Below are 15,476 nucleotides of genomic sequence, written 5' to 3' on the forward strand. Positions count from 1 at the left end.
CTGCCTCTCGGGTATAAAATAAGGAGGATGACTTGAAGTGGTGGATTCAAAAGTCCTGACTCAAGCGATGTCCGATTTGGACGAAGACGTATTAAACAAGGCGATTGATGAAATGCTCAGCAAAGACGGCAACGCCGCAGAAGTCCAAGAAATTGTTAAAGCCTGTCAGCAAGGTATGACGCTCGTAGGTGAGCGCTATGACTCGGGCGAGTACTTTATCGGGGACCTGGTCTTTGCCGGGGAAGTGCTGCAGAATGTCATGGACAAGCTCAAACCGGCTTTAAGTGCAGGCTCCTCAGCAAAAGGCGGAAAAATTGTCTTGGCTACCGTTTTCGGAGACCTTCATGACATCGGCAAAAATATTTTCAAATCCATGGTAGAAGCCGCAGGTTTTGAGGTCATCGACATGGGGATCAATGTCCCGGTCAGTCAGATCGTGGACAAGGTTAAAGAGGTCAACCCAGAAATAGTCGGTTTAAGCGGCGTATTGACGCTGGCGCTGGATAGCATGAAAGAGACCGTTGACGGCCTTACTGAAGCAGGTCTTAGAAATTCAGTCAAGGTGATTATCGGTGGAGTACCTGTGAATGAGAATGTATGTCAAAGCATTGGTGCGGATGCCTTTACGACAAATGCCGCTGAAGGGGTTAAAATATGCCAAGGATGGGTGGGCTGATCCATGAGCGATATGATGAATCTGTATCAAGAACGTTTAGATCGGGTATACAAAGCCTTTAATCTGGAGCAGCCGGACCGCGTACCTGTGCTTGGAACTTATGGTTCTTGGTGCGCCGAGTTTGCAGGGTATAGCGATGCAGAAACCAACTGGGATATGGATAAAGGCCGTAAAGCCATGATGAAAGTGGTCACTGAAATCCCGCTGGACATGGTTCATCGCTACTTTGCCAGGCCAGGCGGTGTTTATCAGGCATTAGGGAGCAAAGCATTTCATTATTTGAGTGACAGTACTGTCGTACAGTATTCGGATGAGCATGCCCAAATCATGACAGCTGATGAATATTCGGAGTTTGCCAAAGATCCGTTCAGGTTTTTGGCAGGAAAAATCTTGCCCAGGAAATACGCCGAACTGGCCAAACCTTCACCGGCAAAAGATTTGGCATTGGCTAAAGGAGCTATGAAATTCGGCATGTTTGGGGCACAATCCGGAGCTATCGTCGGTGCACTTGCCGCGCAATATGGAATGCCCAAACTTGTTGATGCTACGATTATTCACCCGATGGATTGGATTGCTGATTTCTTCCGCGGCATCAAAAACGCATTCTTGGATATCCGACGTTGTCCAGGGGAACTTTTAGCAGCGATAGGAGCGTTTACACCGTTGGTCATCAAGTTTGGCATGAGCCAGCTTAATATGGTTCCGCCAAAGCAATATCCCAAAGTTGTTTATATACCGATGCATTTACCAACGATGTTGAAAACATCGGACTTTGACAAGTTTTACTGGCCGTCCTTTAAAGAGATTATGGAGTTTTTTGCTTCCCAGGATATCATTGTCGTTCCGATTTATGAAGGTGATTGGTCACGTTATTACGATCACCTGCAAGAGCTGCCTGCCAAGAAATCCATGGGCTGGTTCGAATACGGGAACCCTAAAGAGATCAAGGATAAACTCGGAGATACCATGTGTATTTCGGGACTTTATCCGGCAACCTTACTGCAATTTGGTACGAAGGAAGAATGTATCGCCAAGGCCAAAGAATTAGTAGACATTCTGGCCCCAGGCGGCGGATATGTATTTTGCACCGATAAGGAAATCATCACAGGTAGGCCGGAAAACATCATCGCCGTAAACAAGTTTGTCATGGAGTATGGTATTTATTAATAGGAGGTGCTTCAATGGAAGAACTATTGTTGATCTCTTGGAGTGATATCGTTAAAGAGCATCCAGAGCTCGCAGACAAAGATCCTGCAATGGCTATGAGCTGGGATATTGGACAGGAAATGATTTTTGCTTATGTAACTTTTCTGGCGCTCTTCTAAAACAAAGGAATAAGGAACTAAATTAAATTAAGCAAAGTAAGTAAGACAACCGGGCTGATTCCGGTTGTCTTTTATTCACTTTGTATAATTGAGTAACTGTGATGGTATAACCTTAACCATGAATAATGAAAGAATACCAAAAGATAATATAACAAATTGCAGATTACTTACACAGCCTAAAGCCAGGAAAAAATCCTGGCTTTTTCATGGATTCCTGTTTTATATTCGTGTCAACTGGCGCTAGAAAGAAGGTCTATATCAGCGCATCAACTTTTGCTGGGGTGAAAATGAGCTTCTTATCCTTGACCTCAGCTGTACCATTGAGACGATAGCCTTTAGGTCCGCCGTCCATTGTGGCTGCAACAACCCATATGTTTTTGTCAGCTGCTAAATTCTGTTGTGTTACGTCCATTTTGTAAATGCCGAAGACAACTGTGTCGCCTACAACTTCGCCTTTGCCAACAATAATTGGGTGAGGAATGCCATCTGCACCCAGTGTGACAAGAGAGAGAAAGGCCGAACCTTCAATAACTGCTTTGATCTCTTCATTAATAACCATCTCGCCATCTCCTTAATATTTTTTGATCGTCTTTACTTTAGTTTTGCTACCTAGTACAATATTACTACCTGGATTTTATTTTTCAAGTACGCAGAAAATGATGAGTAGGTAAGGAAAAACTGACTATGAAAAACGATCGAAACAACAGCGCATGCAGAAATAACTGCCCATGTATGGAGGATTGTCCATTAGGAAGCGCATTAAGGTTAATAGGCGGAAAATGGAAAGTACCCATTCTATGCGCGCTTAATCAAGACGGTATAACAAGGTACAATGAACTGAAACGTAAGATTAGAGGCATAACAAATACGATGTTGGCAAGTTCATTGAAGGAATTGGAAGAAGACGGTCTTATCTGCCGTAAACAATATATGGAGATGCCGGTGAGGGTTGAATATGCATTGACGGACCTTTGTAGTGACTTGATGCCGATTTTAAAACAACTTGCACATTGGGGGATTCAGGTTCAGGAGTCTGAATAACATTGAGCAGATACAAAGAAATGTATCTGCTCAAATGAATGTTTAACAACAGAATTTTGTAAACAAATCAATTTTCATGGTGCTATTAGGCACTTTTTTCTTGGGCACTTTTTTCTTCCGAGCGGGTTCCTTTGATAAAGAACGACAGAACCACGCCAACTATGCTGATGCAAGTCACCACCATAAAGGCCACGTTGACGCCATGAATAGCTCCCTCCATGCCATACACTTTAGGATTTAACGCGCTGTTCGTCATCACCGAGACAAGAACCGCCGTTCCAATGGCGCTTGCCACTTGCCGCAGGGTATTATTCATTGCGGTCCCGTGCGGGATTAATTTTGCTGGTAATTGGTTTAATGCCGCGGTGGTGAGGGGCATCATCACCATAGCAAAACCAATCATCGTAACTGAATTGACCACTGCCAGATAAGTAAATGATGTCTCCAAACGAAGATGTGTAAGCATAAAAATACTGACAGTCACGATGGACAGTCCGATGTTGGTGAGCAGCTTGACACCAATCTTGTCATATATTCGTCCAGTTATCGGCGACAAGACCCCCATGATGATGCCACCCGGCATCAACATCAGACCAGACTCCAGAGCAGAATAGCCGTTCATATTTTGCATATAAATTGGCAATATCGTCATCCCACCGATAAAGGCAATAGAAACAATGATGATAAGCGTCATTGCCAGCGTAAACATCTTTGACTGAAACACCCTGAATTCAAGCATCGGTTGATCTAACTTCAGCTGACGGAAAATAAACCAGCCTGTCACAATGGCGGCGCCGATGATGGTGAAGATTACTTGATAGCTCCCCCAGCCGGCATTCCCCGCTATGCTAAACCCATACAGAAGACCGCCGAAGCCAAGCGTAGATAAAAGAATCGACAACACATCGACCTTTGGAGAGGTACATTCGGTTACGTTTTTTAATAAAAAATAGGCGGCGACCAAAACGGCAACAGCGATAGGTAAAAGCATCTCAAATAAAACCCGCCATGAATAATGGTCGATGATCCAACCGGACAACGTTGGTCCAATTGCCGGGGCAAAAGAAATTACCAGCCCATAAATTCCCATGGCGGTTCCTCGCTTTTCAAACGGGAAAATCACGAATAAAACGGTTTGCATAAGCGGCATCAAAATCCCGGCGCCTGAGGCCTGAACCACACGGCCCGCCAACAAAAAGGAGAAGCCTGGAGCCACGGCACAGATTAAGGTGCCTAATCCAAACAAAACCATAGCCGTAAAAAATAACGCTCGCGTTGTAAATTTTTGAATTAAAAACGCCGTAACCGGAATCATGATTCCATTCACAAGCATAAAAGCTGTGGTCAGCCATTGTGCCGTATTGCTTGTAATATTCAAGTCCTTCATTAAATGGGGCAGTGCGGTAGAAATTAAAGTTTGATTTAAAGTCGCAATAAACGTTCCTGACATAAGGATGGCAACAATGATAACGTTATTGACTTTTGGGGAAGACAGCTCTTTTTCCATAAAAAAATACCTCTTTTAGTCAAATATTCTGCGGGTTCATACCAAGGGTATTATTGCATTTATTGCAATCTCTATTTGATTAAGTTAATATTAAACGGAGAACCTTATCACTTATAATAAGCGGAGATCTCTCCGCTTGTCAAGGTACTTATTCTTGAATTTTAGGAGTGATGCAATAATGAATGACGAAAAAAGTTCACAGACGCGGACGGAACGCCGTGACGCGGCTGAGAATCGTCAACGCATATTGGATGCTGCTCTTAAGCTATTTGAGCAAAATGATGTTGAGCAAGTTAGTATGAATCAAATTGCCAAAGAAGCCGGAATAGGATCTGGTACGCTCTATCGCCGTTATAGTAACAAAAGTGAATTATGTCTTGATTTAATCAAAGATAACATTGTTCTTTTTTTCGAGGAGACAGAAGCATACTTGGAAGAAGAACGGAAGGAGCCGCCGAGCAAGCGATTGAAGGGGGTTCTCAGGCTATTTATCCAATTCAAAGAAAATAAAGCAAAATTACTTAAAGGTGTTGGGGACATTGCGCCAAAACGTAAATCCAAAGACGGGAGTCCGCTGTATCATCAATTAAGCCAAATATTTGTCGATCTTTTCGAAGAGATAAATGAAAAAGAATTCCCGGTAGCTAACAGTATTTTTAGAGCTGACATGCTGCTCACAACTTTCGCAAGTGATTTTTACTTGTTCCAGAGAGAAGTACGCGGTTATTCGGTCGAAATGCTTTTGGAACAGGTCTATATCATATTTGTTTCAGGTAATTCGGCTCACTTGAAGAAGTAAAAAAACGAGTTGAATTTGCTCTAGGAAATTAAAGGAAATAAATAATTTTTGAAGAATATAACAAGATGGAAAAGCAAAATTTTTCCGGCAAATACGAAGATTCTGTTTACCGTTCAAGATCTGGTGAATTATTCAGGCTTGTCTAGAGCCACATTTTATAGGAACTATATAGATAAAGAAGATTTTTTAGAAAAACTCATGAACGATTTAATAGACGGACTATTGCCGCTTTTGAAAGGATTATTACCAAACATCAGGACAAATTGGCGGGCAATTTTTCCATACCCTTTATAGCAAACTACATCATTTCGGCGAACATGGGAATTATTTCTTACTGAACGGTTATCCATTCGGGCGCACATCAAAGAACGCTATTGTATCGTGCCGATACATCGCGTTCTATCTTTTTAGATGATAGAAAAATACTATTTTCAGTAATAATGAGATAAAAATGCCGGAACTGTATACTACGGTACATGAGAGGAAGTCTATAAAACTTATTCCGGCACTTACGATAAATAGGGGCATTTTACAGCAAAATTGAAAGCGTTTGTGTGAGGTGACGGAAGTGGACAAGATAGCAGCTATCATTCCGGCAGCGGGATATTCTTCAAGAATGGGGATATTCAAACCGCTGTTACCGCTGGCATCTTCCCTGGCAATTGAAAGGACAGTCAAGACATTTGAGGAGGCAGGAATAGAGGATATCAGGGTAGTCAGCGGTTATAAGGCTGAATTGCTGGAACCGGTGCTCAGACGCATGGGTGTTCGAGTGGTTAGCAATCAGAATTATTACCGGGGAATGTATTCTTCGATTCAGGCCGGAGTTGCCACTTTGAGTGATGAGATTGCAGCTTTCTTTCTGTTGCCTGCAGATTATCCTTTCATCAATTCGAAGACGATCCGGCAGTTAAGCCAAGCCTATGCCAAGAGATGCCCTGACGTGGTTTATCCTGTCTATCATGGGAAAAAGGGACATCCTCCTTTAATCTCGGCCAGGCTTCGGTCAGCCATTTTAGAAAATGAACCGGAGGGCGGGCTGAAACTGCTGCTTAGCCGGAAAGTGAAGGAATCTCTTCAAATTCCTGTTGAAGATGCAGGTATATTACTGGATTTGGATACGGAAGAAGACTACAGGAATGCTTTACAGAACACGCTTTCCAACTATCCTTCCCGTGAGGAATGCCTGAAAGTTCTCAAGAATCATCAAACGAAAGACCCGGTTTTTCGTCATGTTCAGGAAGTAACCAGAGTTGCGGGAATCATTTCCGAGCATTTGAACAGCCATGGATTACGGCTTCATCTCGGGTTAGTAATGGCAAGTTCCCTTTTGCATGACATTGCCAAAGGGGAGAGGGATCATGCCCGCAAGGGACAGCAAATTGTTGCAGCGCTAGATTACCCTGAGGTAGCGGACATAATTGGTTTTCATATGGATTTGCCTGAGCAGTATCAAAAGGTGATTAATGAATATGCTGTTGTATACCTGGCGGATAAAATGGTACAGGGAGACCGATTGGTTTGCCTTGAGACACGGTTTCGGCAGCAGATTGAAACATATCAGGAAGACGCCGATATTCAGCGAATAATCGTCAGGCGCATGGAAATTGCGCAGCAAATCAAAAAAAATATTGAAGGCAAGTTAAATTTGAAGCTGGAAAAAATACTGGGGCTTCAAATAGAAGATGGAGCAGAAGATGACGGAAAGAAATATCTTTCTTGTAAGACATGCTGAAGCTGTTCATCAGCGTGAAATTAAATGCTATCTGGGGCAGTCGAATCCGGGTTTAAGCTCCCTGGGGCTACAGCAGGCCAAACAGCTTGGTGTAGTCTTCGTGATCAAAATGTCCGGTCGGTTTACAGCAGCGATCTGTTGAGAGCTGAGCTAACAGCAAGGATGATCGGGGAAAAAAGGCTATGTCGACCTGTAAAAATGAAGGATTTAAGAGAAATCAACCTGGGTAAATGGGAGGGTAAAAGTTTCAAGGAGATTCAAAGCTTGAATCGCGATGAATTTGAACAAAGGGGAAAAGACATTGCCAATCATCGTCCGCCGGAGGGCGAAAGTTTTGCCGATCTTGCCCGAAGGGTGGTGCCCGCTTTTGCAAAAATCGTAGAAAGCACGGATGAGGATACCGTGATTGTAGCACATGCCGGAGTGAACAGGGTCATCCTCTGTCATCTGCTGCAGCTTCCATTGCAGCAACTTTTCAGCATCAAACAGGATTATGCAGGGATTAATATCATTAAAAAAAATAAGTCGCATTATACAGTCCAGCGTATAAACAATCAATTTTCAATTCACTGAAAAATCTTGTAAAAAAAATCCACAGATTAGAAAGGGGAGATCAGCATATATGAATATCTACCAAAACTTACTGACTGCGTTAAATGCAGGGAAAAAAGTCGTAATGGTTACTAAAATGGAGTCCTGTTTTTCTAAAACCTTATATACCGAAGACAATCTAAACCAGTCCGCCCTTCACCCGTTGCTGCAAAAAGCTTTAACAATAGGTGAACTGCAAAGGGTTGAAGACCCGGAACAAAAACTTACCATCATTGAACCATTTTTCCCGCAGCCGCGGCTTCTTGTTTTCGGGGGCGGACATATTGCCAAACCGGTTTCTGAATTTGGCGTGAAGCTGGGTTTTTCAGTAATTTCCCACACAGTATTAATTCTGGTAGGATTTTATATTGTCTCTATTGCTGTGCTGCTTCCGTTAATCCCCACCTCCAGTCTAAGTGAAAAATTCAGTCCCATGGTAGCTGCGCTTGATAGATGGGGAATCGGCTGGGCGGGCAACGTCATTAATTTTGTACTCATAACAGCGATACTTTCTACCATGCTGGCAGCGATGTTTGGTCTGGGCAGAATGATGCGGTCTCTTGCCGAAGAAGGTCAGGCACCCAGTTGGTTAAAGGATCAAGGAAATGTCCCGTATCGGGGAATACTGATTTCTGGTTTAGCCATGCTTGCAGGATTGGGCATTGGTCTTATGCTCCCAAGTGTATACTTGTTTTTGATAAGCTCCGGTGGGTTTGCTTTGTTATTTACGTATGCAGTAATTATGGCGACTCACTTACGCTTTCGAAAGAAATATGGGTGTCCGCCATCAGGCAAGTGTCAGATGCCTTTATACCCCTATTCTACCTGGATTGTTTTTCTGAGTCTGATCATGATTATCCTAAGTATGCCATTTATCTCCGGGCAGGGAACAGGTCTTATTGCAGGGATCATCATGATTGCTGTGTTTTATGTCCTCTATATGTTTCTAACCCGGATCAATAAATTACAAACAAATATCGCTAATACAGCCAATAATAAACGATTAAACCATAATACTTGTAAAACAAAACTGTCCGTAGAATTCTCCAGAGATTTAATAGAAAAAGTGGATTCTCAGGCAGACAAAAAGCCAGAATGATCCTAGTGAATCCTGTCTAAAAAAATTTAACGGAAAGCCTCTAGTTCCTGAACTTTATTTGAAAACCAGGCCGTGTGCAGATCTTCGTCAATGAGATTGGCCCACAGGACAGAAAACAACGTATGATCTTTTCCGATTTTCAAAATCAAGTCTTTATAATCACTCATTGCTTTTCTCTCCAGAAGAATATCGGCTTTTAGCAGGGGGACTATTCCAAACGCAGCCGTAATATTTCCGGCAGTCTTTCCCAGGAGCGGGGAAACAATATCCCCCAAAACGGTCGGCTCACTGCCGTATTTCCGTATTTGGGCAGCAATATTATCGACATGCTGCTGTTCAATATAAGATGATCGTTCCAATACTTTGCTGATATAGATATCTTTGACTATCTTACTTTGAGCCATATAAAGATCAACCTGGTTCAGTTCCAGGCTGTAAAACCAGTTGAGCTTGGCAATGATTCCGTCAGTATCCAGCTTTTATTCCACCACCTGACTGACTCAATGTCTTAATGCTTGTACTAAAAAATCTTTCATAAGTCTATTCTATTATTGATGAAATGCCTTGCAAATATACTGAATCTATTCGGATTGATTATGAATCACGCCCTATTAATTTCAGTAAATCTTATTTTAGTGGTAAAATAGGGTGGGGCTTTCAGCCAGGAAATCGCTGCAGATAAGAAAGACCAACTCCGATACTGTTGGAGGATACAAATGCAATATTGCTGCTTGGAGGGTAAAAAATGAATGCTGCTGACGAAGGAATCGTCTACGAAGAATTTGAGGTAGTAGAAATCCAAAGAGAAAATGATGCCATTGTGATGAAAGAAGCGGCGAAAAAGGTTATCGCCGAAGTGTCCCTTAAAATGATAGTCAATGGACAGGAACTTGTTTCCGTTCTCTGTCTGAACCGGCATCACGAGGAGTTGGCCCTGGGTTTTCTATATAATGAGGGTGTTATTGGTTCTTATGAAGATATCGAAAGCATCGAATACAATGAGAAAATGCTGGCAGTGCTGATTGAACTTAGAGAAGGAATCGTTATTGACAGACGTGAAAGTCTGAGAAGCATCACTTCCGGCTGTGGCAAGTGTTATACCTACATTAATCCGCTGAAAAAGACGCAGTACGCCGTCAGCACGAACAAATCCACTTTTTCCGCAGGAAATATCTTGACAATCATGGATAAGTTCATTGAACAGTCTGAGATATTTCATACGATTGGAGGCGTCCACAGTGTCTTATTTCACACTGACGGATTTGAAGTGCTAAATGAAGACATTGGCCGGCACAACTGTTTCGATAAAATGACAGGAATACTGATGAAGGCAAACAAGATGGAACTAGCCGCAAATGGCATGGTCTTTATCAGCGGCAGACTTACTTCGGAAATGCTCATGAAAATGATCAGGCTTGGAGCACCCGTGGTAGTTTCCAAATCGACGCCCACAACAGCAACCATCAGGCTTGCCCGGGAATATAACATTACACTTCTCGGCTATGTCAGAGGAGGCAAAGGTACTGTTTATGCCTGCCCGGAAAGGCTGGCTGAAACCTCTGACAGCCAAATCAAGGATTTCTTGTTCTAGGACGCAGTTTGATCCGGTTTTAGTTCTTTTGTTCAAAGAGATATTTGAAAATAATTCACAATATTCACACAATTATCCACAATTAATAGCTCCATCCTTACAATGAGGCGTCGGAATAATACCAAATCTAGATTTTTGTAACCTTGGTTACCGATTCCTGGCAATCTTTTACGTATGATTAGAAAGACAATAAGACCATGATTCAATACAAAAATATGGGGAGGTAAATTCTTATGTCTCAAATGTTCTGTTTTCAATGTGAACAAACTGCCGGCGGAAAAGGATGCACGAACGCAGGGGTCTGCGGAAAGAAACCGGAAGTAGCTAATAAGCATGATGAACTCACTTGTGCCCTGATTGGATTGGCCAGAGCGGCATCCGGTCAGAAAACTGCACCGGAAACAGATGCTTTGGTGATGCAGAGCCTGTTTGCCACAGTGACCAATGTTAATTTCGATCCTGAAGATTTTGATGCCTTCATACAAAAGGTAATTGCAGAGAAAAACAAACTTGGCGGGGCGGAAGATTTTGCACCTGACGCTTTGTTCCATGGCGATCCGGATATCGTCTCGCTGCGTTCGACTTTGCTGTTAGGCATGCGCGGGATGGCGGCATATGCCTGGCATGCGTATGTTCTAGGCAAGCAGGATCCTCAAGTCACTGCCTGCTTTTATAAAGGATTGAAAGCTGTCGGAGAAGATCATTCCGTCGATGAATGGCTGGAGCTGCTGATGGAATTCGGCAAAATCAATCTTGCCTGCATGGCGCTGCTCGATGAAGCGAATACTTCGGCTTATGGTCATCCGGTGCCAACCAAAGTTACAACAACCATAGAAAATGGCCCATTCATTGTGATCACCGGCCATGACCTGCTCGATCTGAAACAATTGCTGGAGCAGACAGAAGAAAAAGGAATCAATATTTATACCCATGGTGAAATGCTCCCGGCCCACGCCTATCCTGAATTCAAAAAATATACACATCTGAAGGGCAATTTCGGAACGGCCTGGCAGAATCAGCAAAAGGAATTTGACAATATTCCGGCTCCGATCTTCTTTACGACGAACTGTCTGATGCCGCCCAAAGCCAGTTACGCTGACAGGGTTTATACGACATCCGTCGTCGGTTATCCGGAAATGAAGCATATCCCAGATGCCAAAGTCAAGGACTTCTCGCCGCTGATTAAGCAGGCGCTTGAACTTGGCGGCTACAGCGAAGATCAATACAGGACAGGGATTAACGGCGGAAATGAGCTGATGACAGGTTTTGCCCGGAATACTGTTCTCGGAGTTGCGGATAAAGTGATCGATGCCGTCAAGGGCGGAGCAATCAAGCATTTCTTTCTGGTCGGCGGCTGTGATGGTGCAAAGCCCGGCAGAAATTACTATACCGAGTTTGTGAAGCAGACGCCTATGGATACGGTCGTACTGACACTTGCCTGCGGAAAATACCGCTTTAATGACCTGAACATTGGAGAAATCGGGGGACTGCCGCGGCTGATGGATATGGGACAATGCAACGATGCCTATTCCGCTATTCAGGTTGCTGTTGCGCTGGCCCAGGCCTTTGAATGCGGCGTAAACGATCTGCCATTAACACTGGTGCTCTCCTGGTATGAACAAAAAGCGGTCTGCATTCTGCTGACCCTTCTGGCCCTGGGCATAAAGAATATTTATATCGGACCATCCGTTCCCGCTTTTTTCTCTTCCAATGTTCTTAACGTTTTGGTCGAGAAATTCAATATCACACCAATCTCTACACCAGAGAATGATTTAGCAGCCATTCTGGCTAAATAAAAGGGCTCACCGTCAATCCGAATGCTGCTGACACTATGTTGGCAGCATTTCATTTTGGGTGTTAATAGCCCTTTTTTTGTACATTAGCATGACCTAGCTACGTTTCACTTCCATGTTCGCTTGGACTGCTAGATCACGTTACGTTACGTGAATTATTCCACAAAATTATGCTATAATGTCTTTGTGCGTTGATTTTTCACATAAAGGCTGGAAAAAGAGTATGCAGGTATTTTTGCGGATCGATATTAATCTTGCTGCCCTGGTGTTGTTAGGGGTAGTATTTTTGATTGCTTACCAGAGTCTTGACCGGCAGGATAGTATCAATAAAAGATTTCTGACCACGTCTTTAGTCATTATGCTGGAGCTCGTTTTTGAAACGCTGACCTGTATGATCAACAGACGCCCTGAGTTATGGTTGATCCCGGTGTCGGAGCTGATGCATATATGTTTGTTTATTACGGCGCCGCTGTTAACCTATTCGTGGTACAAATTTAATTATAGCTGGGTTGAACCAGACAGCATAATTTTTAAAACCAGGAAAATCCTGTATTTCATTCCGATTGTCATCAATACGGTACTGACCGTTTTATCGCCCATTTACGGTTTTATCTTCACTATAGACAGTGCGAATGTCTACCACCGGGGATCACTTTTTCTCGTTTCAGCCGTAATTACCTATTTCTATCTGATAATCAGTCTGATACAGATCCTCAAAAGAAAAGGAAAAATCATTAAGCAGGAATGGATTCCAATGATCGGATTTGGAATACTGCCGATTATCGGAGGGATCCTTCAGTCGTTGTTTTATGGTGTGCTTCTGATGTGGAGTTGTACGGCATTTTCTCTCGTGATTATTTATTATTTTCTGCAGCAAAGAATGGCTCATCTGGATAACTTGACCGGCGTATGGACGAGAGGATCTTTTGACTATTATATTTCCCGAAGGATCCACCATAAGGCCGATAACAAATTTGGGCTTATTTATGCCGACCTCGACGGACTGAAACAAATTAATGACCAATATGGGCATTCCGAAGGGGACAAAGCGATCCAGACTGCTGTTGGGCTAATAAGAAGTGTCCTAAGAAAAACAGACATTATTGCCAGGATGGGTGGCGATGAATTCGCGGTAATTATGGAATGTGACAACAAAGAAGCTCTGGAGAAAACAATTGACAGAATTAATGTGTCTTTTGAAGCGTATAATAAAACTTCCGGAAAGCGTTACAGGCTGGAAGGAAGTTTTGGGACTGACATCTTCGATATGAAATATGCCAGCATTGAGCAATTTCTGAACCATGTTGACAATCTGATGTATAGCCAAAAAAGAATAAAAAAAGCGGATTTGGGATGATCCGTGGGATTTGATTCGAAAAATCGTTATAATAGACTGAAAATTCGTAACATTTTATTGATTTTAGCCTAAATCACGATATTTGCAGGTTGACCGAAAGCCTGTATTTTATGTATGATAATAACAAGCTCCAAGGAATTCCTAAGATGGAATACCAGTGAAGCCTGAAAAGGGAAACAAAACGTTATCATTGGACGATTAGGTCGGTGAACGAAAAGGTTCACTATATCTGGAGAGTTTCGAAGAAAAGAGTCTGCAACGGGATTGATAGAAATGAAGGTTTGGTTCAAGAAAATCTGTAAAAAGAATTTTTAAGAGGCAAATTCTGAAATGAAATCAGACTGAAGTGGGTAATGAGTAAACGGAATATCTGTAGACGAAGGTCTTTTAAGGAAGATGGATAGCGGGAAACGAAATTGAGGGTAATACTGGGGATACATTGATAAAGGTTCGTTGGAGCTCGTTTTCTATTTTTCGCGCTTGTGGGCTGCGATATACGGAAGGTTTCGGTACTTTTCCTGGTAATCGAGGCCATACCCGACTACAAATTGGTCCGGCATAAGAAAACAGCAATAATCGATGTTAATGGCAAGGAGCCTTTCCGAGGGATTGTCCAGCAGGGTGCATATTTTTAGACTAGCCGGCTTCGCAGCTTCAAGGTGCTGGCAGATATAAGCAAGCGTAAGTCCGGTTCCGACCACATCTTCTACTAAAAGAACATGTTTGCCGGTGATCGAAAGGTCAAGATCTTTCGCAAATCTTACAATGCCAGTTTTATTCGTTTCATCAGGGAATGCCCTGATCGACAGAAAATCAATGCTTAAGGGTACCGTCAGGTGCCGGGTTAGGTCAGCCAAAAAGTAAAACGATCCTTTTAGGACGCTGATCACAACCAGCTCCTTGCCCTGATAGTCGGTATCGATGATTCGCCCGGTTTCGGCGACTTTCCGTTGAATCTCCTCTGCAGTGAAAATGATCTTCCCAACAGCATTAGCATTCATTGTGCAGGTCCTTTCTTAATGCCGAATCTCTCCAAAAGGGAATAAAAATCATTTTTAAAGACAATGTTGATGTTGGTGCCGGGATAGAGCCGTTTGAGCAGCTTAACCTTTTTCTTTTTTTCTGAAGCATATTTTTGGTTCATCGTGGTCAGTTCAATGAATGTATTAAATCTGGGCAGGTAAAAATCAGGTGAAAACGCCATGGTAACATTGCCCTCTTCATCCCATTGAATCGGGAACGTACGGGGCTCGTACTCCCAGTCAAGGTGGTACATATCCAGGATTCCGGCAAATTCCTCTTCGGATGGATGCTTGAAAATAATCGGTTTTTTACCGTCCTGAGAAGGACATTCAACCGCAGGGGAGTAAAGCTGCTTATTTCTGACATAGTACGCCAGAAATGCAGCGCCTTCTTCGATGCCGACAAAATCTGTGTTCAGCGTAATACCGTAAAGAGAAGGATCAGACCAATCTCTATGATAAATGGTGGAAATATACCGTTTGTGCTTGCGGTCGGTCAGCTCCAGGAATCTTTCGGCATTGGAGCGGTCCAGATGGAGATTATGCATGACCCGGCCGGTTCGAACTTCATCTGAAGCTATGATTCTGACATGGATCGCTTCAGGATGGCGGGAGAAAATAATCTGAGCGCCGAGACCGAAGATGATAGCAGGCTGTTCAGAAATATAACTTTTTAATCTGTTTTCAATATGCTCGGCAAAGGTAAGGCCTTGAGAGGACAGATTCAAATAAAAGCCGGGGCTTTCTTTCAGCATATGTAGCTCATGCTTGTCGGCGATCTCCGGCAGCCATTGGTTCACAACAAAATCGTGTGTAATCAGAGGCAGATCCAATTTCTTGGCGAGGAGCCCAGATATTTCTTTCCCCAGGCTTCCTGTTTGTCTGGAAATCGTAAGAAATACCAAATCAGTCACCTCCGCAGCAGTAATGATACCGGTTC

Annotated in this window: 14 protein-coding genes and 2 pseudogenes; 11 read left to right on the forward strand and 5 right to left on the reverse strand. The window is 43.1% G+C overall.

Annotation, left to right across the window (positions count from 1 at the left end):
* Nucleotides 1–37: 37 nt before the first annotated feature.
* From OKX56_RS03115 to OKX56_RS03125, 3 genes are read left to right on the forward strand one after another with little or no spacing between them, the layout of a single operon-like run.
* Entirely contained in the window at nt 38–676 is a 639-nt protein-coding gene (locus OKX56_RS03115; RefSeq protein ID WP_019225837.1) for a cobalamin B12-binding domain-containing protein, read from the forward strand.
* 3 nt (nt 677–679) lie between these two features.
* The gene (locus tag OKX56_RS03120; RefSeq protein WP_019225838.1) at nt 680–1,843 is read left to right on the forward strand and encodes a uroporphyrinogen decarboxylase family protein; all 1,164 of its coding nucleotides are present in this window, start codon (nt 680–682) and stop codon (nt 1,841–1,843) included.
* A 14-nt stretch (nt 1,844–1,857) separates the two neighbouring features.
* Nucleotides 1,858–2,001: a hypothetical protein gene (locus tag OKX56_RS03125; RefSeq protein WP_019225839.1), complete on the forward strand. Its 144-nt coding sequence runs from the start codon at nt 1,858–1,860 to the stop codon at nt 1,999–2,001.
* 253 nt (nt 2,002–2,254) lie between these two features.
* Here the strand turns inward: OKX56_RS03125 and OKX56_RS03130 are convergent, their stop codons facing one another.
* Nucleotides 2,255–2,560: a pyridoxamine 5'-phosphate oxidase family protein gene (locus OKX56_RS03130; RefSeq protein WP_019225840.1), complete on the reverse strand. Its 306-nt coding sequence runs from the start codon at nt 2,558–2,560 to the stop codon at nt 2,255–2,257.
* Between the two features lie 125 nt (nt 2,561–2,685).
* On the opposite strand from OKX56_RS03130, the gene OKX56_RS03135 reads away from it, so the two are divergent.
* Nucleotides 2,686–3,042: a winged helix-turn-helix transcriptional regulator gene (locus tag OKX56_RS03135; RefSeq protein ID WP_019225841.1), complete on the forward strand. Its 357-nt coding sequence runs from the start codon at nt 2,686–2,688 to the stop codon at nt 3,040–3,042.
* A gap of 85 nt (nt 3,043–3,127) precedes the next feature.
* Here the strand turns inward: OKX56_RS03135 and OKX56_RS03140 are convergent, their stop codons facing one another.
* A complete protein-coding gene (locus OKX56_RS03140) occupies nt 3,128–4,549 on the reverse strand; it encodes a DHA2 family efflux MFS transporter permease subunit (protein ID WP_019225842.1) in 1,422 nt (473 codons plus the stop codon).
* A gap of 178 nt (nt 4,550–4,727) precedes the next feature.
* Between OKX56_RS03140 and OKX56_RS03145 the strand changes: the two genes are divergently transcribed.
* The 4 genes and pseudogenes from OKX56_RS03145 to OKX56_RS03165 all read left to right on the forward strand — a co-directional run.
* Nucleotides 4,728–5,348, forward strand: coding sequence for a TetR/AcrR family transcriptional regulator (locus tag OKX56_RS03145; protein ID WP_019225843.1), 621 nt, complete (start codon nt 4,728–4,730; stop codon nt 5,346–5,348).
* A gap of 568 nt (nt 5,349–5,916) precedes the next feature.
* On the forward strand, nt 5,917–7,083 hold the full coding sequence (locus OKX56_RS03150; protein WP_019225845.1) for a DVU_1551 family NTP transferase: 1,167 nt from the start codon (nt 5,917–5,919) through the stop codon (nt 7,081–7,083).
* Nucleotides 7,046–7,656, forward strand: a pseudogene (locus tag OKX56_RS03160) (histidine phosphatase family protein). The gene OKX56_RS03150 and the pseudogene OKX56_RS03160 overlap by 38 nt, the downstream one beginning before the upstream one ends.
* Nucleotides 7,657–8,005: 349 nt before the next feature.
* A pseudogene (locus OKX56_RS03165) lies at nt 8,006–8,773 on the forward strand (amino acid permease); the annotation flags it as partial.
* A 26-nt stretch (nt 8,774–8,799) separates the two neighbouring features.
* Here the strand turns inward: OKX56_RS03165 and OKX56_RS03170 are convergent.
* Nucleotides 8,800–9,177 carry a ferritin-like domain-containing protein gene (locus tag OKX56_RS03170; RefSeq protein ID WP_019225863.1) on the reverse strand — a complete coding sequence of 126 codons (378 nt, stop codon included), beginning with the start codon at nt 9,175–9,177 and terminating at the stop codon, nt 8,800–8,802.
* 341 nt (nt 9,178–9,518) lie between these two features.
* Here OKX56_RS03170 and fdhD point away from each other — a divergent pair, with 341 nt between their 5' ends.
* The 3 genes from fdhD to OKX56_RS03185 all read left to right on the forward strand — a co-directional run bounded on the left by fdhD (nt 9,519) and on the right by OKX56_RS03185 (nt 13,514).
* On the forward strand, nt 9,519–10,364 hold the full coding sequence (fdhD, locus tag OKX56_RS03175; protein WP_019225864.1) for a formate dehydrogenase accessory sulfurtransferase FdhD: 846 nt from the start codon (nt 9,519–9,521) through the stop codon (nt 10,362–10,364).
* A 233-nt stretch (nt 10,365–10,597) separates the two neighbouring features.
* Nucleotides 10,598–12,160, forward strand: coding sequence for a hydroxylamine reductase (hcp, locus tag OKX56_RS03180; protein WP_019225865.1), 1,563 nt, complete (start codon nt 10,598–10,600; stop codon nt 12,158–12,160).
* A 220-nt stretch (nt 12,161–12,380) separates the two neighbouring features.
* A complete protein-coding gene (locus OKX56_RS03185) occupies nt 12,381–13,514 on the forward strand; it encodes a GGDEF domain-containing protein (RefSeq protein WP_019225866.1) in 1,134 nt (377 codons plus the stop codon).
* 467 nt (nt 13,515–13,981) lie between these two features.
* Here the strand turns inward: OKX56_RS03185 and hpt are convergent, their stop codons facing one another.
* Together hpt and OKX56_RS03195 are read right to left on the reverse strand one after the other, a co-directional pair.
* Nucleotides 13,982–14,515, reverse strand: a complete 534-nt coding sequence (hpt, locus tag OKX56_RS03190; RefSeq protein ID WP_019225867.1) for a hypoxanthine phosphoribosyltransferase — start codon at nt 14,513–14,515, stop codon at nt 13,982–13,984.
* A complete protein-coding gene (locus tag OKX56_RS03195; RefSeq protein WP_019225868.1) occupies nt 14,512–15,441 on the reverse strand; it encodes a cytidylate kinase family protein in 930 nt (309 codons plus the stop codon). Before OKX56_RS03195 ends, hpt begins: the two co-directional genes overlap by 4 nt.
* Nucleotides 15,442–15,476: the final 35 nt, after the last annotated feature.

Source organism: Dehalobacter sp. (assembly GCF_030063005.1).
Lineage (GTDB): Bacteria > Bacillota > Desulfitobacteriia > Desulfitobacteriales > Syntrophobotulaceae > Dehalobacter > Dehalobacter restrictus.

Excerpts from the sequence above, each read along its gene's own strand:
- hpt (WP_019225867.1), bottom strand. The coding sequence starts at position 14,515 with ATGAATGCTAATGCTGTTGGGAAGATCATTTTCACTGCAGAGGAGATT.
- OKX56_RS03170 (WP_019225863.1), bottom strand. The coding sequence starts at position 9,177 with ATGGCTCAAAGTAAGATAGTCAAAGATATCTATATCAGCAAAGTATTG.
- fdhD (WP_019225864.1), top strand. The coding sequence starts at position 9,519 with ATGAATGCTGCTGACGAAGGAATCGTCTACGAAGAATTTGAGGTAGTA.
- OKX56_RS03185 (WP_019225866.1), top strand. The coding sequence starts at position 12,381 with ATGCAGGTATTTTTGCGGATCGATATTAATCTTGCTGCCCTGGTGTTG.
- OKX56_RS03120 (WP_019225838.1), top strand. The coding sequence starts at position 680 with ATGAGCGATATGATGAATCTGTATCAAGAACGTTTAGATCGGGTATAC.
- OKX56_RS03125 (WP_019225839.1), top strand. The coding sequence starts at position 1,858 with ATGGAAGAACTATTGTTGATCTCTTGGAGTGATATCGTTAAAGAGCAT.
- OKX56_RS03130 (WP_019225840.1), bottom strand. The coding sequence starts at position 2,560 with ATGGTTATTAATGAAGAGATCAAAGCAGTTATTGAAGGTTCGGCCTTT.
- OKX56_RS03145 (WP_019225843.1), top strand. The coding sequence starts at position 4,728 with ATGAATGACGAAAAAAGTTCACAGACGCGGACGGAACGCCGTGACGCG.
- hcp (WP_019225865.1), top strand. The coding sequence starts at position 10,598 with ATGTCTCAAATGTTCTGTTTTCAATGTGAACAAACTGCCGGCGGAAAA.
- OKX56_RS03140 (WP_019225842.1), bottom strand. The coding sequence starts at position 4,549 with ATGGAAAAAGAGCTGTCTTCCCCAAAAGTCAATAACGTTATCATTGTT.
- OKX56_RS03135 (WP_019225841.1), top strand. The coding sequence starts at position 2,686 with ATGAAAAACGATCGAAACAACAGCGCATGCAGAAATAACTGCCCATGT.